Origin of the sequence: Bradyrhizobium sp. LMG 9283 (assembly GCF_045571415.1) — a bacterium.
Taxonomy (GTDB): Bacteria; Pseudomonadota; Alphaproteobacteria; order Rhizobiales; family Xanthobacteraceae; genus Bradyrhizobium.
Genome location: NZ_CP120691.1, coordinates 1,082,501 through 1,102,132, shown reverse-complemented (window position 1 = coordinate 1,102,132; position 19,632 = coordinate 1,082,501). Strand labels below are relative to the sequence as shown.

General features: G+C 64.8%; 18 protein-coding genes. 9 read left to right on the top strand and 9 right to left on the bottom strand.

The features are described 5' to 3' along the window. Positions 1-36: 36 nt before the first annotated feature. The 8 genes from P6U29_RS05130 to P6U29_RS05095 all read right to left on the bottom strand — a co-directional run bounded on the left by P6U29_RS05130 (position 37) and on the right by P6U29_RS05095 (position 9,237). On the bottom strand, positions 37-735 hold the full coding sequence (locus P6U29_RS05130; RefSeq protein ID WP_407116605.1) for a nitroreductase: 699 nt from the start codon (positions 733-735) through the stop codon (positions 37-39). A gap of 139 nt (positions 736-874) precedes the next feature. Continuing rightward, positions 875-2,119, bottom strand: coding sequence for an acyl-CoA dehydrogenase (locus tag P6U29_RS05125; RefSeq protein ID WP_407116604.1), 1,245 nt, complete (start codon positions 2,117-2,119; stop codon positions 875-877). 132 nt (positions 2,120-2,251) lie between these two features. Next, complete coding sequence (locus tag P6U29_RS05120) at positions 2,252-3,496, bottom strand: acyl-CoA dehydrogenase (RefSeq protein ID WP_407116603.1); 1,245 nt, start codon at positions 3,494-3,496, stop codon at positions 2,252-2,254. A 143-nt stretch (positions 3,497-3,639) separates the two neighbouring features. Then, complete coding sequence (locus tag P6U29_RS05115) at positions 3,640-4,767, bottom strand: acyl-CoA dehydrogenase family protein (RefSeq protein WP_407116602.1); 1,128 nt, start codon at positions 4,765-4,767, stop codon at positions 3,640-3,642. 153 nt (positions 4,768-4,920) lie between these two features. After that, positions 4,921-6,792, bottom strand: coding sequence for an AMP-binding protein (locus tag P6U29_RS05110; RefSeq protein ID WP_407116601.1), 1,872 nt, complete (start codon positions 6,790-6,792; stop codon positions 4,921-4,923). 43 nt (positions 6,793-6,835) lie between these two features. After that, positions 6,836-7,642, bottom strand: a complete 807-nt coding sequence (locus P6U29_RS05105; RefSeq protein ID WP_407116600.1) for an enoyl-CoA hydratase/isomerase family protein — start codon at positions 7,640-7,642, stop codon at positions 6,836-6,838. Between the two features lie 191 nt (positions 7,643-7,833). Beyond that, positions 7,834-8,592, bottom strand: a complete 759-nt coding sequence (locus P6U29_RS05100; protein ID WP_407116599.1) for an SDR family NAD(P)-dependent oxidoreductase — start codon at positions 8,590-8,592, stop codon at positions 7,834-7,836. A 66-nt stretch (positions 8,593-8,658) separates the two neighbouring features. Further along, complete coding sequence (locus tag P6U29_RS05095) at positions 8,659-9,237, bottom strand: TetR family transcriptional regulator (RefSeq protein WP_249781772.1); 579 nt, start codon at positions 9,235-9,237, stop codon at positions 8,659-8,661. Positions 9,238-9,467: 230 nt separating this feature from the next. Here P6U29_RS05095 and P6U29_RS05090 point away from each other — a divergent pair, with 230 nt between their 5' ends. Next, entirely contained in the window at positions 9,468-10,640 is a 1,173-nt protein-coding gene (locus P6U29_RS05090; protein WP_407116598.1) for an acetyl-CoA C-acetyltransferase, read from the top strand. Between the two features lie 147 nt (positions 10,641-10,787). Then, positions 10,788-12,332, top strand: coding sequence for an acyl-CoA synthetase (locus P6U29_RS05085; protein WP_407116597.1), 1,545 nt, complete (start codon positions 10,788-10,790; stop codon positions 12,330-12,332). Positions 12,333-12,372: 40 nt separating this feature from the next. On the opposite strand, the gene P6U29_RS05080 is transcribed toward P6U29_RS05085, so the two are convergent. Further along, a complete protein-coding gene (locus P6U29_RS05080) occupies positions 12,373-12,915 on the bottom strand; it encodes a methylated-DNA--[protein]-cysteine S-methyltransferase (protein WP_407116596.1) in 543 nt (180 codons plus the stop codon). A 133-nt stretch (positions 12,916-13,048) separates the two neighbouring features. Between P6U29_RS05080 and P6U29_RS05075 the strand changes: the two genes are divergently transcribed. From P6U29_RS05075 to P6U29_RS05045, 7 genes are all read left to right on the top strand, one after another. Continuing rightward, on the top strand, positions 13,049-13,867 hold the full coding sequence (locus tag P6U29_RS05075) for an alpha/beta fold hydrolase (protein ID WP_407116595.1): 819 nt from the start codon (positions 13,049-13,051) through the stop codon (positions 13,865-13,867). Between the two features lie 3 nt (positions 13,868-13,870). After that, entirely contained in the window at positions 13,871-14,683 is an 813-nt protein-coding gene (locus P6U29_RS05070; RefSeq protein WP_407116594.1) for an alpha/beta fold hydrolase, read from the top strand. A 115-nt stretch (positions 14,684-14,798) separates the two neighbouring features. Continuing rightward, the gene (locus tag P6U29_RS05065; protein WP_407116593.1) at positions 14,799-14,942 is read left to right on the top strand and encodes a hypothetical protein; all 144 of its coding nucleotides are present in this window, start codon (positions 14,799-14,801) and stop codon (positions 14,940-14,942) included. Positions 14,943-15,033: 91 nt separating this feature from the next. Continuing rightward, entirely contained in the window at positions 15,034-16,290 is a 1,257-nt protein-coding gene (locus tag P6U29_RS05060) for a M20/M25/M40 family metallo-hydrolase (protein WP_407116592.1), read from the top strand. Between the two features lie 188 nt (positions 16,291-16,478). Next, on the top strand, positions 16,479-17,156 hold the full coding sequence (locus tag P6U29_RS05055) for a GntR family transcriptional regulator (RefSeq protein WP_407116591.1): 678 nt from the start codon (positions 16,479-16,481) through the stop codon (positions 17,154-17,156). Positions 17,157-17,285: 129 nt separating this feature from the next. Next, positions 17,286-18,086: a phytanoyl-CoA dioxygenase family protein gene (locus P6U29_RS05050; RefSeq protein WP_407116590.1), complete on the top strand. Its 801-nt coding sequence runs from the start codon at positions 17,286-17,288 to the stop codon at positions 18,084-18,086. 162 nt (positions 18,087-18,248) lie between these two features. Continuing rightward, entirely contained in the window at positions 18,249-19,562 is a 1,314-nt protein-coding gene (locus P6U29_RS05045) for an NAD(P)H-dependent oxidoreductase (protein ID WP_407116589.1), read from the top strand. Positions 19,563-19,632 lie beyond the last annotated feature (70 nt).

Below are 19,632 nucleotides of genomic sequence, written 5' to 3'. Positions count from 1 at the left end.
AGGCGGCCGTTGGCGCGGCCGCGTTCACGCACGTCATCACTCCTCCACGAACGTCACCGTATCAGGCACGCTCGCGCGCGAGGTACGGTAACTGTTGACCTTGTGGGCGTGGTCGGCATAGCCGAACGAAATGCCGCAGACGACGCGGCGGTCGTCAGGCAGGTTGAAGTGGCGGCGGATCAGGCCGGAATGCCGCGCCAGCGCCGCCTGCGGAATCGTCCCCAGCCCGAGCGCCTGCGCCGCCAGCATGAAATTGGAGACGTAAGCGCCGCAATCGATCGCACCGTAGATGCCGAGCGGCTCGTTGGTGTGGATGACGGCGACATGCGGCGCGCCGAAGAAATTGTAGTTCTCCAGCGCCTGCTTGGCGTAAGCCATCTTGTCGCCGCGGGCGATGCCGAGCGTGTTGTAGAGCTGGAAGCCGCTCTCACGGCGGCGCTCGAGGTAGACCCCGACATATTCGCGCGGCGGGGTGAAATCGTAATCGTCGCCGAGGCCCTTCGAGGCCTCCGCGTAGATCGCCTTGCGAAAACGTTCCTTGGCCTGGCCGCTGGCGATGATGACCTGCCAGGGTTGGCTGTTGCACCAGGATGCCGTGCGCTGCGCGGTGGTCAGCACATGCTCGATGGTGGCGCGATCGACCTCCTTGGGCAGGAAGGCGCGGACGGAGTAGCGCTCGTTAAGAAGTTCTTCGAGCACGCCGATGCGGTCGTTTTGTTTCACTTGTGCGTCCATGAATCAGCTCGCGCTCTTCTCGTAGGGTGGGCAAAAGGCGCGACAGCGCCGTGCCCACCGACAGACTTTCCCCGGCGCATCTGCATATGGTGGGCACGCTTCGCTTTGCCCACCCTACGTGATACCGCGAGGCGTGAGATCACCGCCCCTTCGTCGGGATCTTGTTATACGGCACATCCTTGTCGACACGGATGTCGCCCGGCAACCCGAGCACGCGCTCGGCGATGATGTTGCGCAAAATCTCGTCGGTGCCGCCGGCGATGCGCATCGAGGGCGAGGACAGCAGCATCTGCTGGAACTGGCCCTGCACCGTCTCCTCGTCGCTGCCGGTGAGAACACCGGCCGCGCCCTGCAGGTCCATCGCGTAGGTCGCGATATCCTGGAGCATCATGCCTGACACCAGCTTGCCGATCGAATTCTCCGGGCCCGGCCGCTCGCCCTTGGACAGCGCCGAAATCGTGCGGTAGCTGGTGTATTTCAGCCCGCTCGACTTCGCCGCCCAGCTCGCGAGCTTCGAGCGCACAGCGGGATCGTCGATGGCGAGCCCGTCCTCCAGCATCAAATTGGAGCAGAACTCGAACATCTCAGGGACGCCGGTCGCGAGCCGCGCGCCGATCGACATGCGCTCGTTCATCAGCGTGGTCAGCGACACGCTCCAGCCGTCGCCGACGGCCCCCAACCGCTGGCTGTCGGGGATCACGACATCGGTGAAATAGACCTCGTTGAACTCCTGCATGCCGTTGGCCTGCTTGATCGGCCGCACCTCGACGCCGGGGCTCTTCATGTCCAGGAAGAACATGGTGAGGCCCTTGTGCTTGGGGACATCAGGATCGGTGCGCGCGATCAAGAGACCGTAGTCGGAGTAATGCGCGCCCGAAGTCCAGATCTTCTGGCCATTGACGACCCAATTGCCGCCCTTCTTCTCCGCGCGCGTGCGCAGGCCCGCGACGTCGGAGCCGGCGGACGGTTCGGAGAACAGCTGGCACCAAATCTCTTCGCCCGATGCGAGCTTCGGCAGATAACGGCGCTTGGCCTCCTCGCTGCCGAAGGCCATCACGGTGGGACCGCACATGCCCTCGCCGATCTGGAACGGCTGTGTGAGTTTGCCGTAGACGCCCTCCTCCTGCTGCCAGATCACGCGCTCGATCGGCGATGCGCCGCGCCCGCCATATTCCTTCGGCCAGTGCAGGCAGGCCCAATTGCCGTCGAACTTCTTCTTCTGCCAGGCCTTGCCGACATCGACGATGTCGCGGTGCACGAGCCGGATGCGGCCGAGCGAGGATTTCGACAGCTCGGCATGCAGCTCCTTCGGCGCATTGGCCTCGATCCATTTGCGCGCGGTCTCGCGGAACGCGGCTTCCTGCGGGGTGTCGTCGAAATTCATTTTCGAACTCTCCTCTCTCGTGCCCCGGACGCTGCGCCGCGAAGCGATGCGCTGCAGAGCCGGGGTCCATTGTAGCGTTCTGGGTCCCGGCTCAGCGAAGCGGCGCCTAAGCAGCGCGTCCGGGACACGAACTCATCTTCCCTTCGTCGGGATCTTGTTGAACGGCACGTCCTTGTCGACACGGATGTCGCCGGGCAGGCCCAGCACCCGCTCGGCGATGATGTTGCGCATGATCTCATCGGTGCCGCCTTCGACGCGGGTGCCCGGCGCGCGCAGCAGCATGGCCTGGAAGCGGCCCGCGACTTCGGCGTCTTCAGTGCCGCTGACCACACCAGCCGCACCTTGCAGATCCAGCGCGTAGGTCGCCACATCCTGGATCATCGAGCCCGCCACCAGCTTGCCGATGGAATTCTCCGGCCCAGGGCGCTCGCCTTTCGACAGCGCCGAGATCGCGCGCATGCTGGTGTAGCGCAGGCCGCTCGCCTTCACCGCCCAGTTGGCGAGCTTCGAGCGCACCGCGCGGTCCTCGATCGCGGGACCGTCGTCGAGCATCAGGCTGGAACAATACTCGAACAGCTCCGGAAAGCCGGTCGAGACGCCCGCTCCGATCGACATGCGCTCGTTCATCAGCGTGGTCAGCGAGACGTTCCAGCCGTCGCCGACCTCGCCGAGGCGCTGGTGGTCGGGGATGCGCACATTGGTGAAATAGACCTCGTTGAAGTCCGAGGCCCCGCTCGCCTGCTTGATCGGCCTGACCTCGACGCCTGGGCTCTTCATGTCCAGGAAGAACATGGTGAGGCCCTTGTGCTTGGGCACGGTCGGATCGGTGCGGGTGAGCAAGATGCCGTAGTCGGAATAATGCGCGCCCGACGTCCAGATCTTCTGACCATTGATGACCCAGTCGTCGCCATCCTTCTCGGCGCGCGTGCGCAGGCCTGCGACGTCGGAGCCGCCGGCCGGCTCGGAAAACAGCTGGCACCACACGTTCTCGCCGGAGGCGAGCGGCGGCAGGTATTTGCGCTTATGCTCCTCGCGCGCGAACGCCATCATGGTCGGCCCGCACATGCCATGGCCGATGATAAACATGTGGGAGAGCTTGCCGAACGGGCCCTCCTCCTGCTGCCAGATCACGCGCTCGATCGGCGATGCGCCGCGGCCACCATATTCCTTCGGCCAGTGCAGGCACGCCCAGCCGGCGTCGGCTTTCTTCTTCTGCCAGGCCTTTGCCACCTCCAGGATATTGGCGTTCTTGAGCTGCGTGCGGCCAAGCGAGGATTTGCGCAGCTCTTCCTCATACTGCTTCGGTGCATTCGCGTCGATCCAGGCGCGCGCGGTAGCGCGGAACTCGGCTTCCTGCGGGGTGTCGTCGAAGTTCATGGTTCTTTTCTCTCGGTTCGTTCCCCGGACGCTGCGCAGCACGAAGCGATGCGCTGCAGATCCGGGGTCCATTGCGGCCCCTGGGTCCCGGCTCTGCGACGGGGCACTACGCGCCGCATCGCGTCCGGGACACGCACATCGGCTTACGCCGCGTTCTTCTTGCGCATGCGATCGATCAGCTGATCCTCCCAATAGGACAGGCTGCCCAGCCCGAGCGCCATCGCATTGGCGCGGCGGTAGTACATGTGGCAGTCGAACTCCCAAGTGAACCCCATGCCACCATGAACCTGGATGTTGTTCTTGGCGCAGTGCTGGAACGCCTGCGTCGCGCTGATGCGCGCGGCGGCGGCGGCTTCCGGCAGCTCGGCCGCATTGGTCGAGAGCGCCCAGGCGCCGTAATAGCTGTTGGAGCGCGCCAGCGTCGCCGACACGTACATGTCAGCGAGCATGTGCTTCACAGCCTGGAACGAGCCGATCTGCCGGCCGAAGGCAATGCGGTCAAGCGCGTAGTCCCGGCCCATCTCCAAGGCGCGATCAGCCCCGCCGACCTGCTCGAACGCGCACAGCACCGCGGCGCGGTCGAGCACCTGGGTGAGGATGCTCCAGCCTTCGCCGGCCGCGCCGAGCAGCTCGGCCTTGCAGTTCGTGAAAGTAATTTCGGCCTGGCCGCGGGTCGGATCGAGATTGTTGAGGCTCTTCACGTCGACGCCACCGGCTTTGAGATCGACCAGAAACAGCGAGATGTCATTGTCGCGCCCGCTCGATCCCGTGCGTACCGCGACCACCGCGAAATCGGCGATGGCGCCGTCGGCCACTGGCTTCTTGACGCCGTTGAGCACCCCGTTCGCAGCCGTCAGCTTGACGTTCTTCGGCGACGGGTTGCCCTTGCCCTCGAACAGCGCCAGCGTGCCGATCGCCTCGCCCGCGGCAATCGCCGGCAGCCATTTCTTCTTCTGCGCGTCGCTGCCGGCGATCAGCAGCGCTTCGGCGGCGAGGTAGACGGTCGAGGAGAATGGCACCGGCGCGTTGGCCCGGCCCATCTCCTCCGCAATCACGCAAAGCTCGAGATGGCCGGCGCCGGCACCGCCGAACTCTTCCGGGATCGCAACACCCAGAAAGCCCATCTCGGCAAGGCCCTTCCACAGCTCCTTGTCGTAGGGCGCCTTGCCGTCGAGCACGACGCGCACCGCCCTGGGCGGGCACTTTTCAGCGAGGAATTTGCGCGCCTGATCGCGGAGCTGTTTCTGGTCGTCGGAGAAGTCGAAGTTCATTGCGGGCTTACCTATTATTGTCATTGAGACTGTCATTCCGGGGCGCGACGAAGTCGCGAGCCCGGAATCCATCTCGCCGGACGTATGCGGCCCGATGGATTCCGGGTTCGCGCTGCGCGCGCCCCGGAATGACGAGGTGAGAGAATTGCGCACTCATCGCAGCACGATCACATCCTGATCCGGCTTGTCGGCATAGAGCCGCTCCACCAGCGCGGCGCGGCGTTCGAGGCCGGCGCGCTGGTTGATGTAGCCCTTGTCGGTGAGCTCGTTGCCGTCGATCGAGGGCGGCTCCACCATCAGCATGGCGCGCGCGATGATGCGGCTGCTGGCGCCCTCGCACTCCCGGTTGTGGGCTTCCAGCCCGCGCCTGAAGCAGGCAATCACCTCGGGATGCTTCACCGCATCGGAAAAGCTCAGATCAGGATTGCCAACGAGCTGACGGCAGGCGTGCAGGTTCGGCCAAGCCAGGAGGCCGATGAAGGCGCGATCCTGCCCTGCGACCAGCGCGTCGTGCACCACAGGCGTCGCCGCGGCGATCGCATCGGTCCTCAGCGAGCCGACATGCACGAACGTGCCGGTGGTGAGCTTGAAGTCCTCCACAACGCGGCCGGCGAAGATGATGCCCTGCACCGGATCGGAATCGTCGACGAAGATGCCTGCATCGCCGATGCAGTAAAAGCCTTCCTCGTCGAACATCTTCTTCGTCAGCTCCGGCTGACCGAAATAGCCCGGCGTGACATTGACGCCGCGCAGGCGCAGCTCGTATTTCGAGCCGCACGGCACCATCTTCAATTCGACCCCGGGGAACGGCAGGCCGATCAGGCCGACGCGCTCGGTGTCCCAATAGGTGCCGGTCGAGGTCGGCGCGGTCTCGGTCGAGCCCCAGCCGGTGTAGAACACGATGCGCTCGCCGGTGGTCTTCACCGCGAGCGCCTGCATGCGCTCGTAGAGATCGTCAGGCAGCCGCGCGCCGCCATAGGCCATGATCGAGAGGTTCTTGAAGAAGGAGCGGCACAGCGCGTCGTCCTTCTCCATCGCCGCCGCGAGTGCGGCATAGCCGGCGGGCACGTTGGCGTAATAGGTCGGCGAGATTTCGCGCAGGTTTCGCAGCGTCTCCTCGAACTGGCCCGGCATCGGCCTTCCGTCATCGATATAGAGCGTACCGCCATCGACCAGAATTGGATGAAACGCCGCGTTGCCGCCCATGGTGTGATTCCAGGGCATCCAGTCCAGCATGGTCGAGATCGGGCCGCTGGGATCGCGCGGCCGCACCTGCATCATCATCGCCGCATTGGCGCACATCATCTCCTGGGTGTTGATGACGGCCTTAGGCATGCCGGTCGAGCCTGACGTGAACAGCAGCTTGCCGACAGTCTGTGGCGTGATCTCCACGATCGAGGTGTCGACATCGGCGGTGACAGGCGTTGCGGCGAGCTCGGCAAAGCTGACGCTCTTGATGCCGTCGCAGGGGCGCGCGACGTGAACCACGGTGACGCCGCTGAGGTCGAGCGCCTTCAACGCCTTCTCGAAGGTCGGGCCGTCCTGCACCATCACCACGGCCGGCTTGATCAGGTCGAACAAGTATTTCAGCTTGACGTGATCGTGGCTCATCAGCGAGTAGGCCGGCGACACTGGCGCCGCCGGGACGCGCGCTTGCATCGCAGCCTGCGTCATCAGCGCGTGCTCGATCGAATTGCCGGAGAGGATCGTGACCGGCCGTCCCGCGAGCCTGAGGTTCAGCAGTCCTTGCGTCAGCGCGTCCACAGTGCGCTTGGCTTCGCCATAAGACACCCTGCGCCATTCGCGGTTCGAACCGCCGCGCTGCGCCAGCCAAATGCGCTCGGGCGCTTCCTTCGCCCATTTCGCCAGCGAGGCCGGGATGTGCTTTTCATAAGGCTGCAGTGGAATGCGCGACTTCAGCACCAGCGTTCCGTCGCCGCGGCGCTCGACGGCGATGTCGCGCTTGAGCCACTGGACCTTGCGAAAGGCAGGCTTCGTCATCACTGCCGCCGCGCTTCCACTCATTTTGCGTCTCCCGGAATTATTGTCCTTTGCGGATCTTCATCGTTCAGCGCCTGATATAGACAGGCTTTCGCTTCTCAAGGAAGGCCCTGATGCCTTCCGAAAATTCCTCGGAACGGCTGCACAGGACCTGGTTGCGATCCTCCATCGCGATCGCGGCTTCCAGCGATCCGGCATCGGCGCTCATGTTGAGACATTCCTTGGACAGCCGCAGCCCGACGGGCGAAGCCGACATCATCGCCTCGACATAAGGCGCAGCCGCGTCGTCGAGCTTGTCCTCATCGACGACCTCCGAAACGAGCCCCACGGCGAGCGCACGCTCGGCGCCGATGAAGCGTCCGGTCAGGATCAGCTCGGATGCGACGGAGACGCCGACGAGCCGCGGCAGAAAGTAGCTGGTGCCGATGTCGCAGCCGCCGAGGCCGAGCTTGATGAAGGCGCAGTTCATCCGCGCCGATTTCGTCGCTATGCGGATATCGGACGCCAGTGCCAGCGCAAAGCCGCCACCGGCCGCCGCGCCCTGCACCAGCGCCAGGATCGGCTGCGGACAACGTCGCATCAGCATCACGATATCGGCGATGCGACGTTGCGAATCCAGCGACTCCGTGACGCCGGGCGGCTCTTGCTGCCCGGCGCGGCGCGCCATCGCGGCCTTGAGATCGAGGCCCGCGCAAAAGTTCTTGCCGGCACCCTTCAGCACGACGACGCGCGTGTCGCGGTTGCGCTGCAAGCTCTGGAAATAGACGTTGAGCGCATCGATCAGCGCGGGATCGAGCGCGTTCAGGCTTTCAGGCCGATTGAGCGTCACCCGGTCGACGCCGTCGTTGTGCTCGATCAGCAGCGGTTGGGACATGACAGTCTCCTCCAGTCCGGCGCTCGGTTTTCACCCTCCCCTGGGAGGGGGAGGGTCGATCGCGCGCAGCGCGAGCGGGGTGGGGTGACGGTGCCTCCCCGCCAAACAGTGCCCGAGTGGAGAGATCACCCCACCCCGGCGCTTCGCGCCGACCCTCCCCCTCCAGGGGAGGACAAGAGGCGGCGCGCCCCTTACCGCGGCGCCATGCGGATGGCGCCGTCGAGGCGAATGGTTTCGCCGTTCAGCATCGGATTCTCGACGATGTGCACCGCAAGCATGCCGTATTCGGCGGCATCACCGAGACGAGAAGGATGCGGCACCTGGGCGCCCAGGCTCTTGCGGGCCTCTTCGTTCAAGCCCATCAAGAGCGGCGTGAAGAACAGGCCGGGCGCGATGGTGTTGACGCGGATCTTTTGGCTGGCGAGATCGCGCGCGGCCGGCAGCGTGAGGCCGACGACGCCGCCCTTTGAGGCAGAATAGGCGATCTGGCCGATCTGGCCTTCGTAGGCGGCAACCGAGGCGGTGTTGATGATGACGCCGCGCTCTTCGCCGATGGGCTCCGCAGTGACGAGACGTTCGGCGAACAGGCGCAGGCAGTTGAAGGTGCCGATCAGATTGACGTTGATGATGCGCGCGAACTTTTCGAGCGGGTAGACGCCGTCGCGGCCGACAATGCGCTGCGAGCCGCCGATGCCGGCGCAGTTCATCAGCACACGCGCGACGCCGTGCGCGGCTTCCGCCTTGGCGATCGCGGCCTTGATCTGCTCCTCGCTGGTGACGTCGGCGTGCAGCGCGACGCCCTTCACTTCAGCGGCAACCTTCTCGGCGTTTTCCTTGCTCTGGTCGATCACGCCGATCCTGGCGCCCTTCGCGGCCATGGCGCGGGCGGTCGCGGCGCCAAGGCCCGAGCCACCGCCGGTGATGAGAACGGCTACGTCTTTCAACTGCATCGCTTGTACCTTTCCTCTACCTTTTCCTTGGGCGTTTCTTCTCTAGACTTGAAGAGTTCGGCCGGATCATCCGGCCGCGGCAGCTTCCCCGGCTTGCGTGAGGATGCCGCCGCAGATCAGTGTTTCCATGTGCTTGATGTATTGCCGGCAAACGTCATCGGTGACCGGGCCGACGCCGGTCGCGCGGGACATCGCGTGGCGGCCGAAGAACAGGTGATCGCAGGCACCGATCAGGCTGGTGTAGAACAGCACCGGATCGGTCGGGCGGAATTCGCCGCGGCTGACGCCTTCAGCCAGCAGGCGGCGGTGGAAGTCCAATAGCGGCGCAACGAAGAATTTCGAGACTTCGTCGGCAGAGCTCGCGCTGGTCTCGTGCAGCAGATAGTGGATCAGCCGGTTCATATAGGGGAACCGGTGATAGGCGCGGATGATGCCGGCGATATGCAGCTTCAGCTTCGCCGTCGACGTGATCGGCTGCGCCAGCAGATATTCGAGATTGGACATCTCGGTCGCAGCATCCCGCGCGAGCAGCGCTAGTAGGAGGCCGTCCTTGTTCCCGAAGTGATATTTGACCAGCGCGGCGTTGGCGCCCGACTTCTGCGCAATGTCGGAGAGCGAGATCTCGATCGAGGAGCGTTCGATCATCAGCTCGCTCGCGGCCACCAGCAATTTCTCTGCCGTGGAATTTTTCCCGCTGGGGAGCCTGTTCGGTACGCTGGTAGCCACGGAGATCCCTGTTTGGAGCTGGAGCGGGCGCAGATAAGCGCATGCAGCGCCTCATCACAAGAGTTAATTGATCGATTGACTAAACGATATCCCGCCCCTTAAATCCGTCCCCGAAAACCCAATTCAGAACAATCATGGGAGAGACCGAAATGGCCGAGGCTTACATCGTCGCCGCTGCGCGCACCGCCGGCGGGCGCAAGGGGGGCCGCCTCGCCGGCTGGCATCCGGCCGATCTCGCCGCGAAGGTGCTGGACGAGCTGGTCGATCGGACCAAGATCGATCCGGCCCAGGTCGAGGACGTGATCATGGGCTGCGTCATGCAGGTCGGCGAGCAGTCCAACAACGTCGCGCGCAATGCGGTAATGGCGTCAAAGCTGCCGGAGAGCGTGCCTGGCACCTCGATCGACCGCCAGTGCGGCTCCTCGCAGCAGGCGCTGCATTTCGCCGCGCAAGCGGTGATGTCCGGCGCGATGGACGTCGTGATCGCGGCCGGCGTGGAATCGATGACGCGGGTGCCGATGGGCCTGTCGTCGCAGTTGCCGGCCAAGAACGGCTTTGGCAATTACAAGAGCCCGGGCATCGAGAAGAAGTATCCGAACATCGTGTTCAGCCAGTTCACCGGTGCTGAGATGATGGCGGAAAAGTACGGCCTCTCCAAGGATGAGCTCGACGAATACTCCTATAATAGCCATCAGCGCGCGATCGCGGCGACCCAGGCCGGGCACTTCAAGAAAGAGATCGTGCCGCTCGAGATCACCCGCGCCGACGGCAGCAAGGACACTCATCACATCGACGAGGGCATCCGCTTCGACGTCAGCCTCGACGGCATCAAGAGCGTCAAGCTGATCGCCGAAAACGGAAAGCTCACCGCGGCGAGCGCCAGCCAGATCTGCGACGGCGCCTCCGGCGTGATGGTGGTGAACGAGAAGGGCCTGAAGCAGCTCGGCGTCAAGCCGCTTGCGCGCATCCACCACATGACCATGATGGGCGGCGATCCCGTGATCATGCTCGATGCTCCCCTGCACGCCACCAAGCGCGCGCTGGAGAAGGCCGGCATGAAGATCGGCGACATCGACCTGTTCGAGGTCAACGAGGCTTTCGCCTCGGTGCCGACGGCCTGGCTCAAGACCACCGGCGCCGATCCGGAGCGTCTCAACGTCAACGGCGGCGCGATCGCGCTCGGCCATCCACTCGGCGGTTCCGGCACCAAGCTGATGACGACGCTGGTCCATGCCCTGCACCAGCGCGGCAAGCGCTATGGTCTGCAGACCATGTGCGAAGGCGGCGGCATGGCCAATGTGACGATCGTGGAGCGGCTGTAGCCACTCTTGTGTCCCGGACGCGCTGCAGCGTGCAACGCTGCTGCGCAGAGCCGGGACCCATGCCTCAGTGGACCCCGGATCTGCAGCGCACCGCTGCGCGCTGCGCTGCGTCCGGGGAATGTCACACCTAGCCTTATAAGCAGAGACATGACCCACCCCTCCATCCACGCCCGCACCACGCCCGACAAGATCGCCTATCAGATGGCCGGCACCGGCAAGGCGATCACCTATCGCGAGCTCGACGAGCTCTCGAACCAGGGCGCGCAGCTGTTCCGCTCGCTCGGCCTCAAGGCCGGCGACCACATCGCGCTCTTGATGGAGAACCGCCTCGCCTTCATGGAGCTGTGCTGGGCCGCGCAGCGGAGCGGGCTCTATTACACCGCGATCAGCCGTTATCTGAAGCAGGACGAGATCGACTACATCATCGCCGATTGTGGCGCCAAGGTCGTCATCACCACGCCGAAATGCGCCGACCAGATCAAAGGCCTGATCAAGGGCACGCCTAGCGAGCCGATCTTCTACATGATGGACGAGCCGCTGCCGGGCTTCCGCTCCTACGACAAGGAAGCCGCCGCGCAGCCGACGACGCCGATCGCGGACGAGGTCGCTGGTTACGACATGCTATATTCGTCGGGCACCACGGGGCGACCTAAGGGTGTCAAGAAGGCTTTCGAGGGCAAAGCGATCGACGAGCCGAATCCACTTCTGCGCGTGCTCTGCGCCGACATGTGCGGCATGAACGCCGAGAGCATTTATCTGTCGCCGGCGCCGCTCTATCACGCCGCGCCCTTGCGCTTCAACATGATGGCGATCGTGCTCGGCGGCACCTCCATCATCATGGAGCACTTTGACGCCGAAGAATTCTTGAAGCTGGTCGAGAAGTACAAGGTCACCCAGGCGCAACTGGTGCCGACCATGTTCGTGCGCATGCTGAAGCTGTCGGACGAGGTGCGCACGAAATACAACGTTTCGACACTGAAGGGCGCTATCCACGCCGCCGCCCCCTGCCCGGTCGACGTCAAAGCAAAGATGATCGAATGGTGGGGACCGATCCTGATCGAGTATTACGCGGGCTCGGAAGGCAACGGCGTCACGGTCTGCACATCGCGGCAATGGCTAGAGCATCGCGGCAGCGTCGGCCGCGCCGTGGTGGGCAAGATCAAGATTTTGGACGAGAACGACGAGGAACTGCCGGTTGGCGAGATCGGCGCCATCTATTTCGCCGACGCGCCGGCCTTCACCTATCACAACGACCCCGAGAAGACGAAGAAGGCCTACAATGCCAAGGGCTGGTCGACGCTCGGCGATGTCGGCTATCTCGACAAGGAGGGCTTTCTCTATCTCACCGACCGCAAGTCCTACATGATCATCTCCGGCGGGGTGAACATCTATCCGCAGGAGACCGAGGATGTGCTCATCACCCATCCCGATGTCGCCGACGTCGCCGTGTTCGGCGTGCCGAACGAGGAGATGGGCGAAGAGGTGAAGGCGGTGGTGCAGCCGCACGACATGAGCCGCGCCGGCAAGGAGCTGGAGGCTGAGCTGATCGCGTTCTGTAAGACCCGCCTCTCTGCCATCAAGTGCCCACGGTCGATCGATTTCGAAGCCGAGCTGCCGCGCACGCCGACCGGCAAGCTGGTGAAGCGGCATTTGCGCGACCGGTATTGGCCGAAGACGGCGGCGAAGATTTAGAGCCCTCTCACCCTCCCCCTCCAGGGGAGAGTAAGAGATCTCAATCGAACAAGCTCGGCGTGTGGTTCACCAGCGCACCTTCGATCTCGAGCATCTTCAGCTTCGTCACCACGCCGCCATTGGCAGAGAAGCCGCCGGGCTTGTTGCCGGCCGCCAGCACACGATGGCAGGGCACGACGATCGGGCAGGGGTTGCGACCGAGCGCCTGGCCCACGTCGCGCGACAGCTGGACGCCGCCGAGCTGCTTGGCGATGTCGCCATAGGTGATGGTCTTGCCCGGCGGGACGGTGCGGGCGATGTCATAAACGCCGCGGTTGAATTCGGGAACACCGTCGAGGTCGAGCGGGATGTCGGTGAGATCATCCGGCTCGCCGGCGAGCAGTTTGGTCATGCGGTCGATCGCCTGCTGGACCTCCGAGGGCGGCTCGGCCTCGCTGGCATCTGCATGGCGCTGATGGATGCGGGTGCGGATCTTTTGCTCGCCGCCCATCGGCAATTGTGTGCCGTTGATGCCGCGCGGACCCCAGGCGACGGCGCACAGGCCGATCCGGGTGTCGAACAGGGCAAAATGCTGGTCGGTCATGGCTAGGTTCCTGGCTTGCTTCCGTTGCAGGCCCCCCACTTTCATCTCGCGCCAAATCTAGGCTTGGAAATAGTTGCGATCCACCGGTTTCCGGGAATCTTGCACAGGAGTTCCAATTCCTCGTGAGCCCTGAATGCAAAGCCTCCACGTCAACGGATACGACATGCCCTATCTCGACGTGGGCGAAGACAAAGGCCGCGCGCCGCTGGTGTGCGTGCACGGCTCGCTGAGCGATTTCCGCGTCTGGGGCTGCGTGCTCGGGCCGCTGACGCAGCGGCACCGGGTGATCGCCGTCAGCCTGCGGCACTTCTTCCCCGAGCGCTGGGACGGCCTCGGTGACACCTATTCGATCGCTCAGCATGTCGAGGACGTCATCGCCTTCATCGACAAGCTCGATCTCGGGCCGGTTGATCTGATGGGCCATTCACGCGGCGGGCATATCTGCTTCCGCGTGGCGCAGCGGCGGCCGGACCTGCTCCGCCGGCTGATCCTGGCTGAGCCAGGCGGCGAGCTCGATGTCAGCCTCGACCCCGATTACGTCGGCGGGCCCTCGCCGCTGCTGGCGCGCTTCACGGCTTCCGCCGAGAAGATCGCGGCCGGCGACGTCGATGGCGGCCTTGCCATCTTCGTCGACACGCTGGAGGGCACCGGGACCTGGCCGCGACTGCCGGCGATGGTGAAGCAGAATCTGCGCGACAACGCCATGACCCTGATCGGCCAAGTCCGCGACAACCGCCCGCCGTTCTCGAAGGCGGATGCGGAGTCCATCAAAATGCCAACGCTGTTCATCCTGGGCGCGCGGACCAAGGGCCTGCTGCCGAAGGTGTTGCATGCGCTGGCCGCGCATGTGCCCTATTCCAAGACGGCGATCATCCCGAACGCGACGCATCCGATGTTCGAGCAGGCGCCGCAGAAATATTCCGAAGTGGTGCTGGATTTTCTGGCGAGCTGACCAATGCAGAGCTTTCGCGTCAACGGTTACGACATGGCTTATCTCGAAGTGGGAAGCGGTCCGCCGCTGGTCTGCGTGCATGGCACGCTCGGGGATTTCCGCACCTGGTATTCGGTCCTCGGTCCACTGTCGAAAGCACATCGGGTGATCTCGGTCAGCCTGCGGCATTTCTTTCCCGAGCATTGGGATGCCGTCGGCGACGACTACAAGATGGCGCAGCACGTCGCCGACGTGATCGCCTTCATCGAGCAGATGAGGCCCGCACCCGTCGATCTGATGGGCCATTCGCGCGGTGGACATATCGCCTTTCGCGTCGCGCAGACGCGGCCCGACCTGCTGCGAAAGCTGGTGCTGGCCGAGCCGGGCGGCGACCTCGACGCCGGCCTGCCGGTGCCGGAAGGCACGCCCGCGCATCCGCCGCTGGCGGCCCGCACTGCGCGCTCGGTCGAGATGATCCGCGCCGGCGATATCGAGGGCGCGCTGCAGAACTTCTATGAAGGCATCGAAGGTAACGGCTCCTGGCGACGCGTGCCTGCTGCGGCGAAGCAGCAGCTGCGCGACAACGCGCTAACCTTTCTCGGCCAGATCAACGAGCAGCGTCGGCCCTATACGCGCGCCGATGCAGAGGCGATCAGGACACCGACGCTGCTGATCGGCGGCGGCGCGACGACGGGAAGCCTATCGGTGATGTGGCGCGTGCTGGCCGCGCATATCGCAGGCGCCAAAACGGCAGTGATCGAGAATGCCGGCCACTGGATGTTCGAGCAGGCCCCGCTGGAGTTCTGCGAGGTGGTGAACGGGTTTTTGGCGGAGTAGGTGCATGTGAGGCGGGCAGCGCCGGTGATCTGCCTCGCCCCGCTTGCGGGGAGAGGCTGGAGTGAGGGGGAGCCTCCGCCCGGACGCTGAGAGGCCGCGCGGGCCGCAGTGGTCGATGGCGAGATGGGCGTTGCCGTCGTCCTCGGGGGGGCAGTTGCGCATCGTACTGCGTGTTACATTCAAGGGCGACCGCATCGCCGCGATCGATACCATCGCGGAGGCGGACCAGATTGCTCCGCTCGACGTGGAGGTGCTGTAGCGCGTGTGGCATGGCACCAGGGTTGCCGCGATGCTAGGCTCTCGCCTAATCGCGCGCAATGCCGCCGTTCAAAGACGCGAAAGGACGCTTCATGACCATCCGATCCCCTCTCCTGCTTGTCCTCTCGTTGCTCGGCCTCGCCGCCGGCACGACGACCGCGTTCGCGGCCGCCGACGAAAAGCTGAAAGCCGCCGCCGAGCAGGAGAAGGCGCCGCTGATCGAGACCCTGCGCGACATGGTGATGATCGAGAGCGGCAGCAGCGACGTCGAGGGGCTGAAGAAGATGGCCGACTTCACCGAAGGACGCCTCAAGGCGCTCGGCGCCGCCACGGAGCGGCGCAAGACCACGGCAGGCGCCGGCGCCGACATGGTGATCGCGACCTTCAAGGGCTCGGGCACGCGGAAGCTGATGCTGATCGCGCATATGGACACGGTCTATCAGCGCGGCATCCTTGCGAGCGAGCCGTACCGTGTCGACGGCAACCGCATCTACGGCCCCGGCGTCGCCGACGACAAGGGCGGCATCGCCGTGGTGCTTCATGCGCTCAAGATGCTGAAGGACGCCGGCTGGACTGACTACGCCACACTCACCGTGGCGTTCAATCCGGACGAGGAAGTCGGATCGATCGGATCGGGCGAGATCATCTCGGATCTCGCCGACCAGCAAGATATCGTGCTCTCCTGCGAGCCGACGGCGGCCTCGCCGCCGGCGAAGAACGACTCGCTCCTGCTGGGCGCCAGCGGCACTGCGACTGGCATCATGAAGGTGAAGGGCCGCGCGGCGCATGCCGGCGCGGCACCCGATCGCGGCCGCAACGCGCTGATCGAGCTCTCGCATCAGCTGCTGCAGACGCAGGACGTCGCCAAGTCGATTCCGGGCACCCAGCTCAACTGGACGACGGCGAAGGCTGGCACGGTGCGCAATCAGATTCCGGAAGATGCCGAGGCCGGCGCTGACATCCGCCTCACCATTTCCGATGGCATCGCCAAGCTCCAGGCGGCGCTCGACGAGAAGATCAAGAACCGCCTCGTACCCGACACTGAAACAACTGTGAAGATCGTGGCGGGACGCCCGCCCTTCGTCGCCAATGAGCGCGGCCGCGCGCTGGCTGAGATGGGGCAGGCGATCTATGCCGAGATCGACCGCAAGCTCGACATCGTCGAGATGACCGGCGGCGCTACCGACGCCGGCTATGCCAACCGCAGCGGCAAGGCGATTGTGGTCGAGAGCTTTGGCCTCGCCGGCTTCGGCTATCACGCTCGTGACGAGTTCATCGACACCAACTCGATCGTGCCGCGGCTCTATCTCATGAGCCGGATGCTGATCGAGCAGGGGAAGAAGAAGTAGGAGCGGGCTTGCTCAAGAGAAACGTGCCTCACTTTTTCTGAAAAACAACCCCATGCACAGTAGACGACCGCAGCAATATCAATAGCTTAGCAGATACGAAAAATGATGCTGCGAGGCGCTTGACGTCCTCCGCCGCCGGGCGTAGCTTCGAATACGGAATTCCGTATTCCGTCGTAGGAGCTGCCGGCGTGATCCCTCTCGACCCGCTCCCGAACCTGATCGACCAGGTCTATGCGCGGATCCTGGAGGCGATCTCCGACCGCACGCTTCAGCCCGGCCAGCGCATCCGGCAGAACGAGCTTGCCGACAAGCTCGGCGTCTCGCGCCAGCCGGTGTCGCATGCGCTGCATCTGTTGCACCGGCAGGGCCTCGTCGCCGAGAGCGGCCGGCGCGGTTTCGAGGTCACCCAGCTCGACCCCGCGCGCATCCGCCAGCTCTACGAGGTGCGCGGCGCAATCGATGCGCTGGCGGCGAGGCTCGCCGCGGAGCGCGCGGGCACTGACGCGGCGGGACGCGCGCGGCTGGACGCAGCGCTTGCCGCGGGACGCCGCAGCGACCGCAACACGTCGCTCGCCGAGCTCATTACGCTCGACGTCGATTTCCACCGCGCGATCTACCAGCTCGCCGGCAATCCCGTGATCGAGGAGACCATTGCGCCGCAATGGCCGCATATGCGGCGCTCGATGGCGACCGTGCTCGCAGAGCTCGACTATCGCGACAGCGCCTGGGCGGAGCATGCCGATATTGCCGGACATATTCTCGCAGGCGAAGCGAAGGCGGCCGAGCGCGCCGCGCTGGCGCATGCGCAGACGGCGGGACGGATGACTGAGGAGAGATTGAGGGCGACGGACGCGGCGGCGGCGTAGCGGCGTTCGCCGTTATTCCGGGCGCGCGATGGCGCGACCCGGAATCTCGAGGTTCCGGGTTCGATGCTCCGCATCGCCCCGGAACGACGAACAAAACAAAAGTAGATCAAAACAACAGGAGGACGCCCCATGAAACTGTCTCAGGAGCAATTGGAGTTCTTCCACCGCGAGGGCTGGCTGTTCCTGCCCGAACTGTTCAGCCAGGAGGAGGTCGACCTGCTCGCGCGCGAGGCGGTCGGCATCTACGACGCCAACCGGCCCGAAGTCTGGCGCGAGAAGAGCGGCGCGCCGCGCACGGCCTTTGCCGCGCATCTCTACAACGAGGCGTTCAGAATCCTCGGTGCGCATCCGCGCATGATCGAGCCGGTCGAGCAGGTGTTCGGCGAGCCCGTTTACATGCATCAGTTCAAGATCAACGCGAAATCGGCCTTCACCGGCGACGTCTGGCAGTGGCACCAGGATTACGGCACCTGGAAGCGCGACGACGGCATGCCGGAGCCGCGCGCGATGAACATCGCGATCTTCCTTGACGAGGTGATGCCGATCAACGGCCCCCTGATGCTGGTGCCGCGCAGCCAGAACGCCGGCGATCTCGAGGCCTCGCATGACCTCGCCACCACCTCCTACCCGCTGTGGACGCTGGATGAGGACACCGTGACGCGGCTCGTCAAGCAGGGCGGCATCGTGGCGCCCACCGGCAAGCCCGGCGGCATGCTGATGTTCCACGGCAATCTCGTGCACGGATCAAGCGGCAACATCACGCCCTACCCGCGCAAGATCGTGTATCTGACGCTGAACGCGGTCTCGAACTACATCCGCACACCGACGCGGCCGGACTACATCGCGCACCGCGATTTCACGCCGATCAAGACGGTGGATGATGATGCGCTGCTGCGGCTTGCCCCTGCGCCACGCCAGGCGGCGGAGTAGAATGCTCTTGTGCCCCGGACGCAGCGCAGCGTCTCTTCGACGATGCGCTGCAGAGCCGGGGCTCACGCCGCGCGGATAGTTTTTCTCTGGGTCCCGGCTCTGCGGCGCAGCGTTGCACGCTGCACCTTGTCCGGGACATGATAGTTGTATTGGACATCCCCCATGAACCTATTCCGCCTCCTCCAGGCCCGCGCATCCGCTGGCAAGCCCGTCCGCGTCGCGCTGATCGGCGCCGGCAAATTCGGCTCGATGTTTCTGGCGCAGGTGCCGCACACGCCGGGGCTGGAGGTACCCATCATCATCGACATCGACCGCGATCGCGCGCGCGAGGCCTGCCGCACGGTCGGCTGGGACGCAGAGCGGATCGCAGCAACCGTCTTCACCGATGACGGCGCTCGCGCGATTGCTGGCGGCGCGATTGATGTGGTGGTGGAGGCGACCGGCAATCCCGCCGTCGGCATCAAGCATGCGCGCGCCGCGATCGCGGCGGGCAAGCATATCGTGATGGTGAATGTCGAGGCCGACGTGCTGGCGGGCCCCCTGCTTGCCGAGGAAGCGCGCAAAGCCGGCGTAGTTTATTCGCTCGCTTATGGCGACCAGCCGGCGCTGACGGCGGAGATGGTCGACTGGGCCCGCGCCACCGGCTTCCGCGTCGTCGCCGCCGGCAAGGGGACGAAGTACCTGCCGGCCTATCACGACGTGACGCCCGACGGGGTCTGGCAGCATTACGGCCTGACCGCGGACGAGGCGCAGTCGGCCGGCATGAATCCGCAGATGTTCAACTCCTTCCTCGATGGCACCAAATCGGCGATCGAGATGGCCGCGATCGCCAATGCCTGCAGCCTCGACGTGCCCGCGGACGGCCTGCTGTTTCCGCCTTGCGGCGTCGACGACCTGCCGCACATCATGCGGCCGCGCTCGCGCGGCGGCGTGCTGGAGCGGTCCGGCGTCGTCGAGGTCGTTTCCTCGCTCGAGCGCGACGGCCGGCCGGTGTTTCGCGATCTGCGCTGGGGTGTCTATGTCGTGCTGGAGGCGCCGAATGACTACGCCGCCGATTGCTTCAGACAATATGGCCTAAAGACCGATGCTAGCGGACGCTTCGCCGCCATGTACAAGCCGTATCATCTGATTGGGCTCGAGTTGAACATCTCGGTGCTGTCGGCCGCGCTGCGAGGCGAGCCGACCGGGCAGCCTTACGGCTTCCGCGGCGACGTCGCGGCGGTTGCAAAACGCAATCTGCGCGCGGGGGAGGTGCTCGATGGCGAAGGCGGCTACACGGTATGGGGCAAGCTGTTACCGGCAGCGGCGAGCCTCAAGGCCGGTGCCTTGCCGATCGGGCTCGCACATCGCGTGAAGCTGAAGCATGACATCGCCCATGGCGCGGTGGTGCGCTGGAGCGATGTCGAATTCGACCCGGGCAACGAAACGGTGAAGACGCGCAAGGCCATGGAAGCCGCATTCGCAGCGCAGCATTGATCGGCTTCGGCGGTCACACAACCAAAGTGCGCTTGATTTGCAGTTCCCCTTTGGTCATCCTGACCACGAT